This window comes from Candidatus Methylomirabilota bacterium (assembly GCA_035936835.1).
In the GTDB taxonomy this organism is placed as follows: domain Bacteria; phylum Methylomirabilota; class Methylomirabilia; order Rokubacteriales; family CSP1-6; genus AR37.
The window spans coordinates 1-18,207 of sequence record DASYVT010000068.1 but is presented as its reverse complement, the minus strand read 5'-3'; the positions used below and the strand labels follow the sequence as shown (position 1 = coordinate 18,207).

Below are 18,207 nucleotides of genomic sequence, written 5' to 3'. Positions count from 1 at the left end.
GGGCCTCACGACCCGGACGCGGGCTCCGCGGCCAACTCGCGCCAGCCATCGAGCCTCGGAAAGTAGACGGCCTGCAGCGCCAGCGAGAGCGCCAGGAGCGCGTAGAAATCTCCGCGGAGTCCCGACAGCATGAAGAGCACGAGGCCGAGAATCGCCGGCACCTCGGCCAACGCGGCGGTGACCACGGCGGTGGTGATGAGCCGGCGCGCCTGCGCCGCGGCGCCCTCGGACCGCGACCGGGCCAGGAGAGCCCGTCGCACGAGCCCGATCAGCCCCGCCTCGACCAGCGCCATCGTCCACAGCGCAGTCCGGAGGATCGAGGGCTGGGCGGAGGGGGCAAAGCCCGCGAACGGAGCCCGGGAAACGCTGATCACCGCCACGACCAGGGCGTAGAGCACGGTGCTCGCCGCCATGGCGCCGCAAATGATCGCCGCGATCCGGTATGCGGTCTCGAACCCGACCGAATCCTTGCCCATGACGACAGAATAGCACCGGCGCCGCGACCGCCCGGCATTCGATGTCTGCCTGCTCCGCCCCTACTTTTGGACCTTGACGACCGTGGATGGCGGCAGGCGTCCGAGGAGGTCGTCCAGCGCCCGCTCCATGTACGCGCGGTCCTTGGACTCGAGCGTGACCTTGACTCTGTACTCGGGGTTGGAGAACTCCGGATAGGACCCCAGCAGGAGCTCGGGGTGACGCTCGAGGAGACCGTTCAGGTGCTCGGCCAGCGAGCCCTCGCCCACGCTGACGAAGACGCTCGCCAGGTGGAAGGGCACGTCGCGGAAGCGCTCCTTGAGCCCATCGAACTTTTTCCTGAAGAGCTCGGGCACGCCGGGGAGCACGTACACGTTCTTCATGACCACAGCCGGAAAGACGAGGCCGTCCGCCGTCATGGGATCGGCGCCCTCGGGGATCTCCGCCATTCTCACCCGCGCGGGGTTGAGGTGGCCTCCGTAGAAGCCCTCGAGCGCTGCCACCATGCCAGGGTCGCGGACCACGGGCACCCCGAAGGCGCGCGCCACGCCTTCGATGGTGACGTCGTCGTGGGTCGGCCCCACCCCGCCCGAGGTGAAGACCACGTCGAAGCCGCGGCTGAACTCACTGACCTCGGCCGCGATCCGCTCGACTTCGTCAGGGATCACGACGATGCGCCGGACGTCGACGCCGAGCGCGCGGAGCTCGCGGCAGAGGTACACGGCGTTGGCGTCCGCCACCTTGCCCGAAAGAAGCTCGTTGCCGATGAGGATGATGCCGGCCGTCCGACCCATCGCCCGCCCATGGTAGCACGGGACCTCCGTCGCCTTTACCCGAGATGGTAGAATGCTCGCGCACCTCGACCCACAAGGAGACCGCACGATGACGGCAACCGCGGAACCGATCAGGCTGAGCGGCTGGGCGCTCGTGCTGGGCGCCTCCTCGGGCTTCGGCGCGGCGACGAGCCTGGCCCTGGCCCGGGCCGGCCTCAACATCTTCGGCGTGCACCTCGATCGCAAGTCGACCCTGCCCAACGCCGAGCGCCTCGCGGCCGACATCAAGACCCTCGGCCGCGAAGCGCACTTCTACAACGTCAACGCGGCCGACGAAGAGAAGCGCGCCGAGGTCGCGGGCGAGATGGAGCGCATCCTGCACGAGCGCGACGAGCTCGGGCAGGTCCGCGTGATGCTCCACTCGCTGGCTTTCGGCACGCTCAAGCTCTTTGTCGCGGACCCCATGAAGGATGCCGTCACCAAGGCGCAGATGGACATGACCCTCGACGTCATGGCCCACAGCCTGATCTACTGGGCCCAGGAGCTGGTGGGCCGCGGCCTCATGGGCCGGGGCGGCAGGATCTACGCCATGACCTCGGCGGGCGGCGCGCGGGTCCTCCCCTTCTACGGGCCGGTGTCGGCGGCGAAGGCCGCGCTCGAATCCAACATCAGGCAGCTGGCGGCCGAGCTTGCCCCGCGTGGCATCACGGCCAACTCGATCCGCGCGGGCGTCACGGACACGCCCGCGCTGCGGAAGATCCCGGGGAGCGACGCGATCAAGGAACATGCGGGACGCCGGAACCCGAGCGGGCGCCTCACCACGGTGGAAGACGTCGCCCGCGCCATCGTCATCTTCTCCCACTCCGACACGTACTGGATGACCGGCAACGTGATCGGCGTGGACGGCGGCGAAGAGATCGTCGGCTGACGCCCCGTGCCCGATTGGTTCGCAGTCATCATCCTGGGCGTCATCGAGGGCATCACCGAGTTTCTCCCCATCTCGTCGACGGGTCACCTGCTGCTGGTGGAGAACGCCCACTGGCTGCCCCAGCAGTCCGATCTCTTCAACATCACGATCCAGTCCGGCGCAGCCGTCGCGGTGCTGTTCGTCTTCTCTACCCGCGTCCGCCACCTCCTGCTCCTGCTGGACGACCCCATCAATCGAGACTACCTGCTCAAGCTCGTCCTGGCCTTCGTCATCACGGGCGCCGGTGGCCTCGTCGTCAAGAAGTTGGGCTTCAGGCTCCCCAAGGAGACGGCTCCGATCGCCTGGGCAACCCTCGTCGGCGGTGTCGTGATTCTACTTATCGAGCGGGCGCTGCGCGGCCGGCGGCTGGGCTCGCACATCACGTGGCTGATGGCAGTGGCGGTGGGGCTCGCCCAGCTCTTAGCAGCCATCTTCCCCGGCACGTCCCGCTCCGCAGCCACCATCCTGATTGCGCTCGCGTTAGGCCTGAGTCGCCCGGCCGCGACAGAGTTCTCCTTCCTGGTCGGCGTGCCCACACTCCTGGCCGCCGGCGCACTCGAGACCTACCAGGCGCTGAGACACCCAGGCGCGGCGGCCACCGACTGGGCCCTCTTGGCGCTTGGCACCCTCGTGTCGGCCGTCACCGCCTTCCTCGTCGTGCGCTGGCTCGTACGGTGGATCCAGACCCACAGCTTCGCGGTCTTCGGTTGGTACCGCATCGCCCTCGGCCTCGCGATGTTTACACGACCCGTCTGAAGGAGCCAGAGACATGACCCATGATCTCGTGGTCGCCGGGACCGGCAATGCCGCGCTCTGCGCGGCGCTCGCGGCGCGCGAAGCCGGCGCTTCGGTGCTCGTGCTCGAGAAGGCGCCCGAGTCCCAGCGCGGCGGCAACTCCTTCTTCACCGCCGGCGGCTTCCGCTTCGCCCACCAGGGCCTCGAGGACCTGCGGCGGGACGTCCTGCCGGAAATCTCGGAGGAAGAGGCGCGCGCCATCGTCGTGCCGCCTTACGCCGAGAACCAGTTCTACGACGACCTCATGCGGGTGACCGAGGGGCGCTCGGACATCGACATGGCGGAGTTCCTGGTCCAGCGCTCGCGCCCGACCATCGTCTGGATGCGCAGCCAGGGCATACGCTGGATCCTCATGTTCGCGCGGCAGTCCTACCAGGTCGAGGGCAAGCACCACTTCTGGGGTGGGCTCAACGTGGAGGCAGTCGGCGGCGGAGCCGGCCTCGTGGAAATGCTCCTCGAGCGGGCCGCCAAGGTCGGCATCGACGTGCGCTACGAGCACGGGGTGCGGAGCCTCCTCACCGACTCGGTGGGCGCCGTCACCGGCGTGGTCGTCCGCTCGCCTAAGGGCATCGCCGAGATCCCCGCGCGCGCCGTCATCCTCGGTTGCGGCGGCTTCGAGGCCAACCCCGAATGGCGGACGCGCTACCTCGGTCCCAACTGGGACCTGGCCCGCGTGCGCGGCACGCGTCACAACACGGGCGAAGGCATCAGGATGGCGCTCGACATCGGCGCCCAGGCCTATGGGCATTGGTCCTCCTGCCACGCCGTCCAGTGGGACCTCAACGCGCCGGCCTTCGGCGACCGCAAGGTCGGCGACCTGTTCCAGAAGCACTCCTACCCGCTGGGGATCATGGTCAACACGCTTGGCCAGCGCTTCGTGGACGAAGGGGCGGACTTCCGAAACTTCACCTACGTCAAGTACGGCCAGGCGGTCATCAGGGAGCCACAGCAGACGGCCTTCCAGATCTTCGACCAGAAGACCGTGCCCATCCTGCGCGAAGAATACCGCATCCGAGAAATGACCAAGGCCGAGGCCCCAACGATCGAAGAGCTGGCCCGGAAGCTCGAGATCGACCCGCAGGTGCTCGTCCGCACGGTGACGGAGTTCAACGCCGCGGTGGAAGACAAGCCGTTCAATCCCGCCATCCTCGACGGCAAGGGAACGCGCGGCATCACCCCGCCCAAGAGCAACTGGGCGCAGAAGCTCGACACGCCCCCGTACGTCGGCTTCAGCGTCACGTGCGGGATCACCTTCACCTTCGGGGGGCTGCGCGTGGATCTCCGCGGGCAGGTGCAGGACATCGAGGACCGGCCGATCCGCGGGCTCTACGCCGCGGGCGAGCTCGTCGGCGGGCTCTTCTACCACAACTACCCGGGCGGGGCCGGGCTCATGGCGGGCTCGGTCTTCGGCAAGACGGCGGGCGAGTCCGCGGCCGCCGACATGGGCGCGAAGGCCCGCTAGAGGTGGAGCGCTTCACCGACCTTCTCTTTCTGGCGCAGGTCGCCCTGCTCTTCGGCGCGCTCTCCTGGTGGCTGACTCCCGCGCGGCACCCCGGCCGCGCCATGCTCGTCATCACGGCGTGGGTCGCGCTGCTCGGCTACTTGAGCCTCGGGGGCTACTTCACCAACTTCCGCAGCCTGCCGCCCCGCATACTCCCGGCGCTGATCCTGCCGCTCGTGGCGGGCCTCCTCTTCCTCCATTCGGCGGGAGCGCGCGAGCTCCTGGCCCGCACGCCGCCCCAGTGGCCGATCTACGCGCAGTCCTTCCGCGTCGTGATGGAGCTGATCCTCTGGCTCCTCTACATCCAGCACCGGGCACCTGCGATCATGACCTTCGAGGGGCGCAACGTGGACATCCTGGTGGGGCTGACGGCGATCCCGGTCGGCTATCTCTGCTTCGTGCGCAGGACATGGTCGCCGCGGGTGGCGCTCTGGTGGAACGTGGCGGGGATCCTGATCCTGCTGAACGTCGTGGTCCACGCCCAGCTCTCCACGCCGTCCCCCCTCCGCGTCTTCGTTACCGACCCGCCGGTGACCTTCATCGCCTACTGGCCCTACATCCTGCTCCCCGGCTTCCTCGTGCCGCTGGCGTGGCTCGGCCACGCGGCGTCGATCATCCAGCTCAGCCACGCCCGCACGTAGCAGGCTGCTAGGTCAGGCCGCCGCCGTCGAGGATCAGCGCCTGGCCGGTGACGTAGTTGGAGGCGTCTGAGGCGAGGTAGACGACGGCTTCGCCGACGTCCTGCGGCTGTCCCATGCGGGCGACGGGAAAGTGGGCGACTTTGTATCTGAAGCCCTTGGTCATCGCCGATTCCACTCCGGCGGGGGCGACCGCGTTCACGTAGATCCCGTCGGCGCCGAGGTCCTTGGCGAGCCATTTGGTCAGCGCGATCACCCCGCCCTTGGCGGCGGCATAGGCCGGACCGGTTCTGCCGCCGCGCCTCGAGCCCGCCCGCGGGCGCTTCGACAGGACGCCGCCGATGAGACCGGAGAGCGACGAGATGTTGACGATCTTGCCGCCGCCCCGGCGGCGCATCACGGGCGCGGCGGCCTGGCAGCAGAGGAAGGTCCCCTTCAGGACCACGTCCACCACGCGGTCCCAGGTCTTCTCGCTCGTGCCCTCGAGGGAATCGCGGTGGGCGATGCCGGCATTGTTGACGAGGATGTCGAGGCCGCCAAGGCGGCGCGCCGTGTCGGCGACCATGCGCCGCGCGTGGGCCGCCCGGCCGATGTCCACCCGGAGCGCGATCGCCCGGCGGCCCAGGGCGCGGACGGCACGGGCCGTGTCCTCCGCCGGTAGGAGATCGGCGCAGGCGATGTCGGCGCCCTCACGCGCCAGCGCGAGCGCGATGGCGCGCCCGATGCCGCGCGCCGCGCCGGTGACGAGGGCGACCCGACCCGAGAGCGCGACGGGGCCGGAGGCTGGATGACGCCGTCTCAGGCGACGCGGGCGAGCCATGACAGGACCTCGCCGAACGGCCGCTCCCAGCCTTCCTCCAGCATCAGCATGTGGGCGTGTCCGGCCGCCTCGATGTACTCCGACCCGTAGCGCGCGGCGATCTTCCGCTCGACGGACGCCGGCGTGATGCGGTCATGCTCCGCGCCCAGCACAAGCGTCGGGCAGCGGATGCCGGCCGGGTCCACCGCGACGCCGCCCAGCGCCATCTCGCGCGCGGCGCGGCCCGACTCGGGCACCAGCTGCGGGTACGCCCACGCCTGTTGCTCCGGCGTCATGCGGTTGCCGAGGAGCGCGGCGGCGTCATCCGGGCCGATCGTGAAGGGCCGGCTCGTGAGGATGGGCACGGCGTAGCGCGGCATGCGCGACAAGAGTGGCCACGTCACGATGCGGATGCCCTTGGGCGCGGCGCTCGTCGCGAACACCGCGGCGCGCACCCTCCCTCCCTCCGCGGCCTTCTGCGTCACGAGGCCGCCCATGGAGTGGCCGATGACGACGGCCTCGCGCAGCGTCCGCAAGCAGTCGTGGACGTCTTCGACGTAGTCGAGTACGGAAACCCGGCCGAGATTCGGAACCGGCCGGCTGCCGTGATGGCCGCGGAGGTTGAGAGCCCAAGCGTCCCAGCCCGCGTGCGCGGCCGCGTAGAGCCACGAGCGCAGATACCAGCTGCCCCCGTGCATGCCGTGGACGAGGAGCAAGGGACACGGGCGCGGCGGCCCGGCGGGCGTCGCGTGCTCGAGGAGGAGGTCGCCGATCTGTTCTATGGCGAGACGGCGTTCAGGCGCACCGTCTCCAGCACGATGGAGGCGGTGGTGTGGAGGTCCTTGAGGTCAACCCACTCGTTCACGGTGTGGATGTCCCGCATGCCGCAGCCGAGGTTGGCGACCTCGATGCCGCGCGTCGCGTAGACGTTGGCATCAGAGGCGCCTCCCGTCGCGCGCGTCTTGAAGGCTCGCCCAAGGCCGCGCGCCGCGCCCGCGACCAGCATCACCACTGCCGCGCTATCCGCAATGTCGAGCCGCTCGTACTGTCGCTCCACCTTGATCTCCACGCGCGCCTGGTGTTCGTTCTGCTCAAGGCGGACCGAGTGGCGCGCGACGGCCTCCTCGAAGCGTCCCCGCATGTGCTGCGTCTGGGCTTCGAGCTTTGCGCCGTCGAGACTCCGCGCCTCGCCGTGGATGACGACCCGCGTCGGGACGATGTTGGTCGAGAGCCCGCCCTGAATCACGCCCAGGTTGGCCGTCGTCTCCTCGTCCACGCGCCCGAGCTTCATGCCGGCGATGGCCTCGCTCGCGATCTGGATGGCCGACATGCCGCGCTCGGGGCAGACGCCTGCGTGCGCCTCGAGCCCCGTCACCGTGAACGAGAGTCGATTGGCCGCCGGGGCCCGCGTGATCAGCTCGCACACGCCGTCCACGTCGAGCACCAGCCCGCGCTTCGCGCGGATCCGGCCCGTGTCGAAATGCTTGGCGCCCAGCAGTCCCGTCTCCTCGCAGATGCTCAGCACCACCTCGATGTCGCCGTGCGGGATGTTGCGCTCGCGCAAAACCCGAATGGCCTCGAAGATCGCGACGATGCCGGCCTTGTCGTCGCCTCCCAACACCGTGGTGTGGTCGGTGCGCACGATGTCACCCTCGACCACGAGGTGGATCTTCTCCGCCGGCCCCACGGTGTCCATGTGGGCCGAGAGGAGAAAGGGCGGCGCCCCAGCTTTGGTGCCGGTGAAGCGCGCCAGGAGATTGCCCGTCTCGCCGCCGATCTTCTCGCCCGCGTCGTCCACCTCGACCGAGGCGCCCATGCCCTTGAGAATGCTCTCGAGCCGGCGCGCGATAGCGCCCTCGCGGCGCGACAGGCTGGAGATCCCAGCTAACGCGAGGAACTCGTCCTTCATTCGCGCCGGGTCGATCATGCGGGCTCCCCATGAAGGTGGCGCGTGAACCAGTCGCGGCTGCGCTTGACGGCGTCGAGCCGGTGGAGCGGATCGGAGAAGCGGTGGTCCGCGCCAGGCAGGAGGCACAGCTCCCGCGGCTCTCTCGCGCGCTCGAAGAGGATCTCCGCGTGGCCGGGAGGTACCACGTCGTCGGCCTGACCCTGCACCACCAGGACATGACTCGGCCCGGCCGGCGCGTCCACGTGGCGACCCGCGCGAACCTCGGCGACCAGCGCCGCCCCCGGCGACGTGACGTCGGCGCACGGAGATGCCGCCAGTGAGGCGAGGTTCGCGGGAGCATTCCAGGTCACGACGGGCATGACGCGGCGGTGGCGCGAGGCGACCCAGAGAGAGACGAAGCCGCCCAGGCTCGAGCCCAGCAGCCCGAAGCGCCCGTCGAGGGCCGGTTCCCGCGCCAGATGCTCGAGCACGGCCTCGAGGTCGGCGATTCGCGAAGCGATGGTCGCGTCACGGTAGAGACCGCCCGAGTCGCCACTGCCGCGGAAATCGAAGCGCGCGAGCGCCAGGCCCGCCTCAGGGAAGTCGCGGCCCAGCAGCAGGTACTTGTCGCTGTCCTTGGAGGCGCCCATGCCGTGACAGGCGACGACGCAGGGAGCCGGGCCGGACGGCGGCAGGTGCAGCACACCGACCACGTCGACGCCGCCGACTTTCAAGCTGAAGCGCTCGACGGTCAGGAGCATACGAGGTCGAAGAGTTGACAAGTGTTGGCCGAAATCTGGTACGTGACCTCGTCGACCGGCAGGCCTTTGATCTTGGCGACCTCTTCGGCCACCCGCGAGACGAGCCAGGGCCCGGACGGCACCCCCGCGAACTCGCCCTCGTAGGGCCACGGCCCGTCGCTTTCGACGAGGAGCGATTCGAGGGGCACGGCCTCGACCAGCGCACGGTCCCGCTCGCGATAGACCACCTCGGGCGTCACAGACACGAAATACCCGGCATCCACGATGTCGCGGGTCACGTCGGCCGGCGCCTTGTGCCAGTGGAAGACGGCGCGCTCGATGCCCCGGGCCTTGAGCGCCGCGAGCGCGCCCACTGCGGCGCCGTGAGGAGCGTGCACGATGACCGGCAGGTCGTAACGCTCGGCAAGCGCGAGGAGCCGGTTGAGCCGCTGACGGCCGCGCGTCATGAACCCCGCGGCGTCCGTCGCGCCCTCGAGGCAGTACCACGGCAGCCCGACCTCGCCGAGCGCGACCAGGCGCGAGTGGTCCGCCACCACCTGCGCCTCGACCTGCTCGAGGTCCTGGTCGCCCAACTGGACCCAGTCCGGGTGGAAGCCCATCGCGGGCCAGACGGTCTTGGCGTTCCCGATCGCGGCCTCGATGGTGCGCGCGTTCGTCTGCTTGTCGCAGCCGACCGCGACGGCGCCCCAGACGCCGTGCTCCGCCGCGCGGGCGAGCGCGCCGCGAAGGTCTTCGAACGCAGGGTCGTGCAGGTGGCAGTGGCTGTCGATGATCATCTATGCTCCCGCCACCGTCATGCGCCCGACCAGCACGGTGGGCGCAGCTGTGCGGTCGCGGAAGACGAGGTCGTTGCCCACGCCTTCGATGGCGCGGAGCATGTCGAGCAGGTTGCCCGCGATCGTGATCTCCTCGACCGGGTACGCCAGCTCGCCGTTGTCGATCCACATGCCGACGGCGCCGCGCGAGTAGTCCCCGGTGACGCCGTTGACGCCGAAGCCGATCAGCTCCGTGACGTAGAGACCCTGCTTGACGCTCCCGATGAGGTCCTTCGGGTCGGCCGCGCCCTTCGCGAGGTAGAGGTTCGTCGTGCCGACGGTGACGCCGCTGCCGTCCCGCGCGGCGTGATGCGTCGAGGCCATGCCAAGCTTGCGGCCGCTGTACGTGTCGAGGAGGTACGAAGTCAGCACTCCCTTGTCGACGACGACCGTGCGCAGCACCGGGAGCCCCTCGCCGTCGAAGGGCCGCGAGCCGAGGCCTCCGGAAATGGTCCCGTCGTCGATGATCGTGACGCCGGGCGCGGCGATCTGCTGGCCAAGCTTGTCGAGGAGGAAGGAGGCGCCGCGGTAGAGCGACGGGCCCGCGACGGCGCCGGCGACATGCCGCACGAGGCTCGCCGCCATCTCCGGATCGAAAACGACGGGCACCCGGGCGGTCTTGACCTGCCGGGCGCCCAAGCGCCGCAGCGCGCGGCGGGCTGCCGTCTTGCCGATCTCCTCGGGCGAGTCGAGGCGGGCGCGCTTGCGCGTGACGTGATACCAGCCGTCGCGCTGCATGTGCCCGTTCTCCGAGGCGACGGGCGAGGCCGAGAGGCTGAAGGACGACGTCCCGTACTCGGCTGCGAAGCCGTGGCTCGCGGCGTAGGCGTAGCGGGCGCGGCGATCAGCGAAATCACCGCCCTCGGAGTTCGTGATGCGCGGATCGGCCCCGAGCGCCGCGGCCTCGCAGCGCCGGGCGAGATCGATCTTCTCCTCAGGCGAGAGATCGTGGCCCGTGGGGTCGTCGAGGTCGAGGGCCGGAATCTCCCGCGCGAGCCCGCTCGCCTCGGGCAACCCGCTCAGCTCGTCGGGAGCCGTGATCCGCGAGAGCGACACCGCTTCGTCCACCAGGCGCTCGACGGAAGTCCGTGAGAAGTCCGACGTCGAGGCGGCGGCGGCGGATTTGCCGGAAAAGACGCGAAGCGAGAGGTGCTGCTCCCGGGCGTGCTTGACCGTGTCCACCCGCCCGAGCCTGACCTGGGCCGAGAACGCCCTGTCTTCCACCAGGAACGCGTCGGCCGCCGTCGCTCCTCGCTCCCGCGCCCGCTTCAGGACATCGCCGAGGAGATCGAGCATTCTAGACCTGGGTGCCGCCCACCGTGATGCCGTCGATCCTGATCGTCGGCAGCCCGACACCCACCGGCACCGACTGGCCGTCCTTGCCGCAGGTGCCGACACCCTCGTCGAGCTTGAGATCGTGGCCGACGCGGCTCACGCGCGTGAGCGCCTCGGGCCCGCTGCCGATGAGCGTCGCGCCCTTGACCGGCCGTGTCACCTTGCCGTCTTCGATCAGGTAGGCCTCGCTGGCCGAGAAGACGAACTTGCCGTTGGTGATGTCCACCTGTCCCCCGCCGAAGTTGACGGCGTAGAGGCCGTGGGGCACCGAGCGGATGATGTCGGCGGGGTCGTCCTGGCCTGCCAGCATGAAGGTGTTCGTCATGCGCGGCATCGGCTGGTGCGCGTAGGACTCGCGCCGGCCGTTGCCCGTGGGCTCCCCGCCCATGAGGCGGGCGTTGAGCCTGTCCTGCATGTAGCCGACGAGGACGCCCTTCTCGATGAGGACGTTTCGCCGCGTCGGGATACCCTCGTCGTCCACGTTGAGCGAGCCGCGCCGGTTGGCGATGGTGCCGTCGTCGATCACCGTGACGAGCTCAGACGCGACCTTCTGGCCCATGCGCCCCGAGAAGGCCGAAGTCTGCTTGCGATTGAAGTCTCCCTCGAGCCCATGCCCCACGGCCTCGTGGAGGAGAATCCCCGGCCAGCCCGGGCCGAGCACCACGGTCATCTCGCCCGCCGGCGCCTCGACGGCGTGGAGCTTGATCGTGGCCTGCCTGACCGCCTCGGAGGTGTAACGGCGCCAGCGGTCCGCTTCCCCGCGGTCCGCTTCCCCGCGGTCCGCTTCAAGGAAGAAATCAAACGGCACGCGCCCGCCGCCGCCATAGGTGCCGATCTCGCGCTTGCCGTTCTCCTCCACGATCACGGTGACGTTCAGCCGTGTCAGCGGGCGCACATCGCCCACCGTCCAGCCGGAGGGTGTCGCGATCAAGACGACCACGTCCTCGCTGCCGAGGCTCGCGATGACCTGCTTGACGCGCGGGTCGAGGGCGCGGGCCGCCGCGTCCATCTTGAGGAGCAGAGCGACCTTCCGGTCCAGCGCGGCGTTGACGGGCGGCTCGGCAAGCGTGTAGAGGTCGTGCGGGCGGCCGGGCCCGATGGCCACGGCGGTCGACGCGGACGTCTGATCCGCGATGGCGCGCGCCTGCCGGGCGGCTTCTTCGAGATTGGGAAGCGCGAGGTCGTCGGTGTGGGCGTAGCCAGTGCGCTCGCCCGATTGGGCGCGGATGCCGGCGCCCTGGCTGACGTGGCGCGAAGCCTTCTTGACCGCGCCCTCTTCGAGGGTCAGCTCCTCGCTGACGCGGTACTCGAGGAAGAGGTCTGCGTGGTCGACGCGGCCGGCCAGGTGAGATCCCAAGAGCCGTTCGAGGGCCGAGGACGTGAGACCGAACCTGTCCTCGAAGAACCGCTCCGGCCGCGCGAGCTTATTAGTGGTCATGGGGTACGCGAAGGGTTCTCATCCTAGCATCGGCCTCCAAGGGGCCTTCCATGTTTAATGACACCATTGCCACGTCACCAAATTCACTATCAGGATGTGAACCGGAGCTACAGTTCCAGCTACTTAGGCCGTGGGAGCGAAGGCTACAGTTGAGGAGCTACGCTACTCCCCCCAGCCCATGCTGGATGATCTCGTGGATAAGCCTGAGCCCCGCCAGCACCGATGGCCCTGGAGATAGGATATCAGCCCCGTCCACCTCATGGATACGGCCTTCCTTGACGGCGCTCACCGCCTCCCACCCGGGGCGTTTCCGGATCGCCTCCAGGTCCACCGGCTTGCCGCACCATGAGGCGAGGATGATCTGGGGGTTCCGGCGGGCGACCTCGCCGGGATCCACCACCCGGTCCTTGGCCGAGGCCTTGTCCCGCAGCTCGGAGAAGATGTCGCGCCCGCCGGCGATCTCGATGACCTCCGAGACCCACCGGATCCCCGCGATCAGCGGGTCGTGCCACTCCTCGAAGTAGACGCGGGGCCTGTCGGGCCAGACGGCGGAGAACTCCCGCACCTGCCGGATCTCGTCCTGCATGTCCTGGACGAGATCGCGCGCGGGCTTCTCGAGCCCCAGCAGCCCGCCCACCATGATGATGGTGGCGAGGATCTCGTCCATCGAGCGCGGGTTGGAGCAGAAGACGGGCAGCCCGGCGCGGATCAACTCGGCGCTGATGTCCGCCTGGAGGTCCGAGAAGGCCAGCACGACGTCGGGCTCGAGCTCCAGGATCTTGTCGGCGCGGAAGCTCGTGAAGCCGCCGATCTTCGGCTTCTCCCGCGCCTCGGGAGGCCTGTGCGCCGTGCCGGGCACGCCGACGACGCGCTCCCCTGCACCAAGCGCGTAGCAGATCTCCACGTGCTCGGAGGAGAGACACACGATGCGCTGAGGGAAGCCGGCCGACCCCTTGCCGTACATGGCAACTTAAGATATCAAAGAAGGCCTATGGCTGGGCTCAAGCGTTCCAAGCGCCGCACACTGCTGATGATCGGCACCCGCAAGGGCGCCTTCCTCTTCCACGGCGATCCGTCGCGCCGGACGTGGCGGCTGAATGGGCCGCACCTCCTCGGCTGCATCGTCCACCACCTGGTGCTGGATCCCCGCGACAACCACACGATGCTGATGGCCACCCGCACGGGCCATCTTGGTCCGGTGATCATGCGCTCGACCGACCGCGGCCGCACGTGGACGGAAGCATCGCTGCCGCCGGCCTTCGCCAAGGCTCCAGAGGGTCAACGCGGGCGGGCCGTGGATCACACCTTCTGGCTCTCGCCCGGGCTTCCCTCCCAGCCGGGACTTTGGTGGGCCGGGACGTCACCGCACGGGCTCTTCCGCTCCCAGGACGGCGGCGTCACGTGGAGCGGCATCGAGGGCTTCAACCGCGATCTGGTGGCGCGCATCGGCACGATCGGACAGGACACGCCGGACGGCGCGGTGACGCACTCGATCCTGGTGGACCCGCGCGACCCGGCCCATCTCTATGTCGGCCTCTCCGGGGGCGGCTCCTTCGAGAGCCTCGACGGCGGGGCGTCGTGGCGCGCGCTCAACAGCGGGGTCGCCGCCACCTTCCTACCAGACAAAGACCCCGAGATCGGCCACGACCCGCACATCATGGCCCTTCACCCGCTCAAGCCGGACCGGCTCTACCAGCAGAACCACTGCGGCATCTACCGCCTCGACCGGCCCGGCGACGTCTGGACGCGCATCGGTATGAACATGCCGAAGACGGTGGGCGATATCGGATTCCCGCTCGTGCTGCATCCCCGCGATCCCGACACGCTCTGGGTCATCCCGATGGACGGGACGACGGTGTGGCCGCGGACGAGCCCCGGAGGCAAGCCCGCCGTCTACCGCTCGCGGAACGCGGGCAAGAGCTGGGAGCGCCAGGACGCCGGCCTGCCGATGCGCGACGCCTGGCTCACCATCAAGCGCCAGGCCTTCGACGACGACGGTGGCGAGCCGCTCGGGCTCTACTTCGGGACTACGAGCGGCGAGATCTGGATGAGCACGGACGAAGGGAAGCGCTGGCGCTGCTTGGCCCGCCACCTGCCCGAGATCTACACCGTCCAGGCCGCCTCGCTCGGCTGATGCGCGTCTTTATCGCCTCGCCCCTTTACTCCTACACGGGCGGGCGCGGCGAGGTCGAGGGCACAGGCGCCACCGTCGCCGAGATGCTGGCCGATCTGGACCGCCGTTTTCCCGGCATCCGCCGCCGCATCGTGGACGAGCAGGACCGCGTCCGCCCTCACATGCGCATCTACGTCGGCACCGAAGCGGCCCCGGACCTCGACCAGCCGGTGCGCCCAAGCCAGGAGGTCCACATCCTCCAGTCGCTCAGCGGCGGACGGCGCCGGTCCCCTGAAGCGGCTTGTTCGGCGTGACTCGCCGCTTCACGATGAATCGTCGATCTCCGGCGGCCTCGACCTCGAACCGCGGCGGAGCTCCGCGGGGCCACGGGGCATATCCGGAGCCGCGCAGCCACCGGCCAATCTTCTCGTCGATCAGCTCGCGGCACTCGGCACCCCAAAACGAGTCCTTGGCGACGTTCACCTCAACCGCCAAGACACCCCTACCCTCCTGCACCTCCACCGTTACGGTGTGCCAATCCCGCCTGAAGTAACGGTCGCGGTCCTCCGCAGGTACCTTGAAGCCGTAGCCAGCGCCTGACCTCCGGTGGATTCCGTTATTCCAAGCCGTCCAGATCATGCTCGCCCCCTCAAGAGTCATTACAGCCGAACGCTAGTTGGACAGAACCATGGAGAGGCGGTCACCCAGCGCGTGCTGAGGTATAAGAGCCACAGGGCATGTGGGTTTTCCGACGGAAATGGCCTCCACATACCGACACCGAGACCACGCCGGTGAGTAGGCGAGGACCGTGTTATGCGGAACCGCGCAGTCAGGGGGTCAGGGACAGCATGGTTGCCCACGGGGCCGCGTGTCATTCGGCGAAGATCCGGTCCATTCCCTACTTCGCGCCGTCGAAGAGCTCGGTCTTGGCGATGCCGCGCTGGAAGGTCAGGTAGGCCTCCTTGGTCATGCGCGGCTTGAACTCGCGGATGATCTCCTTGGCCGCCTTGGCGTCGTCCCACAGCATGTCCACGGCCATGAGGGCGAGCTGCTTCGCTGGCTCGATGTAGGCGAGCTTCGGATCCGCGATCGCGAAGTCGGCGCCGTGACCGCTGCCGGAGGCGCCACCCATGTATGGATGCAGCGTCGGTATCACGTGCGAGATGTCGCCCATGTCGGTGGAGCCACTGCGGTGCCCCGTCTCGGTCACCTGATCGGCGCCCAGGAGCGCCGCCGCATTGGTCTTGAAGTGTTGCGCCATCCCGGCGTGGTTGAAGAGCGGGAGATATCCGGGCAAGGTCTCGATCTCGACCTGGGCGCCCAGCGCGAGCGCGCCCGCCTTGAGCGCGCGGTCCACGCGCACGTTGGCGTCCAGGATCGCCTCGACGGTCTTGCCGCGCACGTACGTCTCGATGCGCACGTCGGCCGGAATCACGTTCACCTGGCTGCCGCCGTGGATGATGATCGGATGGACGCGGATCGAGTCCTCGTCTCTGAAGGTCTCGCGGATCGCGTTGATGGCCGCGAGGCCGATCTGCGCGGCGTAGAGCGCGTTGATCCCGAGGTGGGGCGCACCGCCGGCGTGAGAGGCGCGGCCGATATAGCGCACGGTCTTGACGATGCAGCCGTTGTTCGAGGCGGCGATGCCGGCCTTCTTGACCTCCTTCACCGGCGTTGTGTGGATCATCATGGCCATGTCCACGTCGTCGAAGTGGCCGAGCCGCAGCAGCTCCGGCTTGCCTCCCAGGAACTCGAGCTTCCCCGCCCTCGCTTGCTCGACGCGCCACGCGACGTCGCCATACTCCTCGGCGGGCACGGCGAAGAAGACCACGCGTCCCGCCAGATGCTCGAAGGCCTTCGCCCCGATGAGCCCCATCGCGGCTCCCAGCAGCCCGGCGATTTGCGCGTTGTGACCGCACGCATGGGCCGCGCCCGTCTGTGGATCGGCGACCGGGTGTCCTGCCACGACGAGCCCGTCCAGCTCGCCCAGCAGGGCAAAGGTCGGCCAGTCCGTCTTGCCGCGCGCCACGGCACGCACGCCGGTGAGGGCGAGCCCACCCTTGGGCTCGAGCCCGATCTCGCGCATGGTCTCCTCGACCAGCCGCGCGGTCTTGAACTCCTTGAAGCCCAGCTCCGGGCTCTTCCTGATCGTCTCGCCGACCTTGACGATCTTCTCGCTCTGGCGGTCGATGGTCTCGCAGACGGCGCGCTTGACGTCATCGCGTGTGGGCATGAGGGCTCCTGTCGAGTAGTCGGTCTGGCCCGTCGAGTAGTCGGTCTGGAAGGAAGGGCTTGATCAAGTCTGAGATGCCGCCGCCCAGGATCGCCTGCGTCATGAGCGCGGCGGTGGCCGGCGCCAGCAGGATGCCATTTCGGTAGTGCCCGCTCGCGATGAAGAGGCCCTCGACGCCCGGCCAGGGGCCCAACACCGGCATGTCGTCGGGTGTGCCGGGCCTGAAGCCGCACCAGGTGCGCGTGACGGGCCGGCGCCGCAGCTCCGGCAGCACCGCGATGGCGCCATTGACCAGATGCGCCAGGCCCTCGGGCGTCATGGCGCGCTCGAAGCCGACGTGCTCCACCGTGGCGCCGATCAGCAGCTCGCCGGAAGGCCGCGGCGTGAGATACCCCTGGTGGCCGTGAACGGCGTGACGGAGGAGCGGCGGAACGTTGCTGACCGCCATCATCTGGCCGCGCACGGGCACGATAGGCAGATGAAGGCCGAGAGACGCGGCGAGAGGGCCCGACCAGGCGCCGGCCGCCAGAAGGACGCGCTCGGCCTCGACACGCTCCCCTGCCGCGACCACGCCGGTCACGCGGCTGCCCTCGGCGGTGAGCTGGGTCACTTCGACGCCGGTGCGGATCTCGACTCCCCGGCCGGCCGCCGCTGTGGCATACGCCGTGACGAGGCGCTGGTTGTTCACCCAGTGGTCGCCGCGCACAAAGAGCGCCGCGGGAATCTCCGGCGAGAGCCACGGCTCCATGTCGCGGAGCTCCGTGCCCTCGACGACCCGCATCCCCATCTCCTTGGCGAGCGGGAAGCGCGTCTGCTCGTGCGCCTCCACCAGCCCCTCGCGGCCGAAGATGGGGTAGAGCGTGCCCGTCGTCATGTGCTCGACGTCCACGCCCGTGACGTCGCGCAGCTCGCGCGCGATGTCGGGGTAGCGCGCCCAGCTGTCCAGCGCGAGCTTCTGGAAAGGGCCGGAGCGTTTGGTCTCGCCGACGGGAGCGAGCAGGCCGGCAGCGGCGCTCGAGGCCTCGGCGCCCGGCGTGGCGCGCTCGAAGAGCGTCACCCGACAGCCGGCCTTGGCGAGATCGTAGGCCGTCGCGCAGCCGATGATCCCGCCGCCGACGACGATAACGGATGGCGGCATCAGGCTCGTCCCAGCGCGTCGAGGAACGCCTTGACGGCATCGGCGGGGCGCGCGGTCCCGAGGATGGCCGCGATGACGGCGACGCCCGAGGCGCCGGCCCGGACCACCTCGGCAACGCGCGCGGGTGTCACTCCGCCCACGGCGAAGACAGGCAGGCGCACGCCGGAGGCAACGCGTTCGAGGGCTGACAGCCCCTGCGGCGGCCCGTACTCACGCTTGGAGGGCGTGTCGTACACGGGCCCGAAGAGGAGAAAGTCGGCGCCTTCGGGCTCTGCCGCCCGCGCCTCGGCCACCGAGTGGACGGACGCGCCGATGAGAAAGCCGGGGGGGCCGATGGGGGGGCAGATAGCGCGGAGCGCGGACACGGGGAGCGAGGTGCCCGCGCGCTGGACGCCGTCGGCGCCCACGGCGAGCGCGACATCGGCCCGATCATTGACGAAGAGCCGGGCCCCGTGACGCCGGGTCGACTCTCGCAGCCCGCTCGCCACCGAGAGTAGATCCCGTGCGGCCAAATCCTTCTCCCGCAGCTGGACTGCCTT

The 18,207-nt window shown here is 69.4% G+C and carries 19 protein-coding genes; 6 read left to right on the top strand and 13 right to left on the bottom strand.

Annotated features, from left to right (window positions below; translation table 11 throughout):
* Window positions 1-5: 5 nt before the first annotated feature.
* Window positions 6-476: a hypothetical protein gene (locus VGV06_05665; GenBank protein HEV2054647.1), complete on the bottom strand. Its 471-nt coding sequence runs from the start codon at window positions 474-476 to the stop codon at window positions 6-8.
* Window positions 477-536: 60 nt separating this feature from the next.
* Window positions 537-1,268, bottom strand: a complete 732-nt coding sequence (locus VGV06_05660) for a molybdopterin-binding protein (protein ID HEV2054646.1) — start codon at window positions 1,266-1,268, stop codon at window positions 537-539.
* Window positions 1,269-1,356: 88 nt separating this feature from the next.
* Between VGV06_05660 and VGV06_05655 the strand changes: the two genes are divergently transcribed.
* Genes VGV06_05655 through VGV06_05640 form a run of 4 tightly spaced genes read left to right on the top strand, consistent with a single transcriptional unit; the run spans window position 1,357 to window position 5,151 of the window.
* Window positions 1,357-2,175, top strand: a complete 819-nt coding sequence (locus VGV06_05655) for an SDR family oxidoreductase (GenBank protein HEV2054645.1) — start codon at window positions 1,357-1,359, stop codon at window positions 2,173-2,175.
* Window positions 2,176-2,181: 6 nt separating this feature from the next.
* Complete coding sequence (locus VGV06_05650; protein HEV2054644.1) at window positions 2,182-2,970, top strand: undecaprenyl-diphosphate phosphatase; 789 nt, start codon at window positions 2,182-2,184, stop codon at window positions 2,968-2,970.
* Between the two features lie 13 nt (window positions 2,971-2,983).
* Window positions 2,984-4,471, top strand: a complete 1,488-nt coding sequence (gene tcuA / locus VGV06_05645; GenBank protein HEV2054643.1) for an FAD-dependent tricarballylate dehydrogenase TcuA — start codon at window positions 2,984-2,986, stop codon at window positions 4,469-4,471.
* Between the two features lie 2 nt (window positions 4,472-4,473).
* On the top strand, window positions 4,474-5,151 hold the full coding sequence (locus VGV06_05640; GenBank protein HEV2054642.1) for a hypothetical protein: 678 nt from the start codon (window positions 4,474-4,476) through the stop codon (window positions 5,149-5,151).
* Window positions 5,152-5,158: 7 nt separating this feature from the next.
* On the opposite strand, the gene VGV06_05635 is transcribed toward VGV06_05640, so the two are convergent.
* The 8 genes from VGV06_05635 to VGV06_05600 all read right to left on the bottom strand — a co-directional run bounded on the left by VGV06_05635 (window position 5,159) and on the right by VGV06_05600 (window position 13,148).
* Window positions 5,159-5,968, bottom strand: a complete 810-nt coding sequence (locus tag VGV06_05635) for an SDR family oxidoreductase (GenBank protein HEV2054641.1) — start codon at window positions 5,966-5,968, stop codon at window positions 5,159-5,161.
* Complete coding sequence (locus VGV06_05630; protein HEV2054640.1) at window positions 5,947-6,663, bottom strand: alpha/beta fold hydrolase; 717 nt, start codon at window positions 6,661-6,663, stop codon at window positions 5,947-5,949. The genes VGV06_05635 and VGV06_05630 overlap by 22 nt, the downstream gene beginning before the upstream one ends.
* Before the next feature lie 62 nt (window positions 6,664-6,725).
* Window positions 6,726-7,874 carry a M20/M25/M40 family metallo-hydrolase gene (locus VGV06_05625; protein ID HEV2054639.1) on the bottom strand — a complete coding sequence of 383 codons (1,149 nt, stop codon included), beginning with the start codon at window positions 7,872-7,874 and terminating at the stop codon, window positions 6,726-6,728.
* On the bottom strand, window positions 7,871-8,596 hold the full coding sequence (locus tag VGV06_05620) for an alpha/beta fold hydrolase (protein HEV2054638.1): 726 nt from the start codon (window positions 8,594-8,596) through the stop codon (window positions 7,871-7,873). Before VGV06_05620 ends, VGV06_05625 begins: the two co-directional genes overlap by 4 nt.
* Window positions 8,587-9,372 carry a TatD family hydrolase gene (locus VGV06_05615; GenBank protein HEV2054637.1) on the bottom strand — a complete coding sequence of 262 codons (786 nt, stop codon included), beginning with the start codon at window positions 9,370-9,372 and terminating at the stop codon, window positions 8,587-8,589. The genes VGV06_05620 and VGV06_05615 overlap by 10 nt, the downstream gene beginning before the upstream one ends.
* A complete protein-coding gene (locus VGV06_05610) occupies window positions 9,373-10,707 on the bottom strand; it encodes a TldD/PmbA family protein (GenBank protein ID HEV2054636.1) in 1,335 nt (444 codons plus the stop codon).
* Between the two features lies 1 nt (window position 10,708).
* On the bottom strand, window positions 10,709-12,184 hold the full coding sequence (tldD, locus tag VGV06_05605; GenBank protein ID HEV2054635.1) for a metalloprotease TldD: 1,476 nt from the start codon (window positions 12,182-12,184) through the stop codon (window positions 10,709-10,711).
* A 157-nt stretch (window positions 12,185-12,341) separates the two neighbouring features.
* Window positions 12,342-13,148, bottom strand: coding sequence for a cobalamin-binding protein (locus VGV06_05600; protein ID HEV2054634.1), 807 nt, complete (start codon window positions 13,146-13,148; stop codon window positions 12,342-12,344).
* A 27-nt stretch (window positions 13,149-13,175) separates the two neighbouring features.
* Between VGV06_05600 and VGV06_05595 the strand changes: the two genes are divergently transcribed.
* Both VGV06_05595 and VGV06_05590 read left to right on the top strand, forming a co-directional pair.
* Window positions 13,176-14,318 carry a glycosyl hydrolase gene (locus tag VGV06_05595; GenBank protein ID HEV2054633.1) on the top strand — a complete coding sequence of 381 codons (1,143 nt, stop codon included), beginning with the start codon at window positions 13,176-13,178 and terminating at the stop codon, window positions 14,316-14,318.
* On the top strand, window positions 14,318-14,611 hold the full coding sequence (locus VGV06_05590) for a MoaD/ThiS family protein (GenBank protein ID HEV2054632.1): 294 nt from the start codon (window positions 14,318-14,320) through the stop codon (window positions 14,609-14,611). The genes VGV06_05595 and VGV06_05590 overlap by 1 nt, the downstream gene beginning before the upstream one ends.
* Window positions 14,612-15,195: 584 nt before the next feature.
* On the opposite strand, the gene VGV06_05585 is transcribed toward VGV06_05590, so the two are convergent.
* The 3 genes from VGV06_05585 to VGV06_05575 all read right to left on the bottom strand — a co-directional run.
* Complete coding sequence (locus tag VGV06_05585) at window positions 15,196-16,530, bottom strand: amidohydrolase (GenBank protein HEV2054631.1); 1,335 nt, start codon at window positions 16,528-16,530, stop codon at window positions 15,196-15,198.
* Window positions 16,514-17,668: a glycine oxidase ThiO gene (thiO, locus tag VGV06_05580; protein ID HEV2054630.1), complete on the bottom strand. Its 1,155-nt coding sequence runs from the start codon at window positions 17,666-17,668 to the stop codon at window positions 16,514-16,516. The genes VGV06_05585 and thiO overlap by 17 nt, the downstream gene beginning before the upstream one ends.
* A partial coding sequence (locus VGV06_05575) for a thiamine phosphate synthase (GenBank protein HEV2054629.1) occupies window positions 17,668-18,207 on the bottom strand: 540 nt, incomplete at its 5' end. The genes VGV06_05575 and thiO, both read right to left, overlap by 1 nt.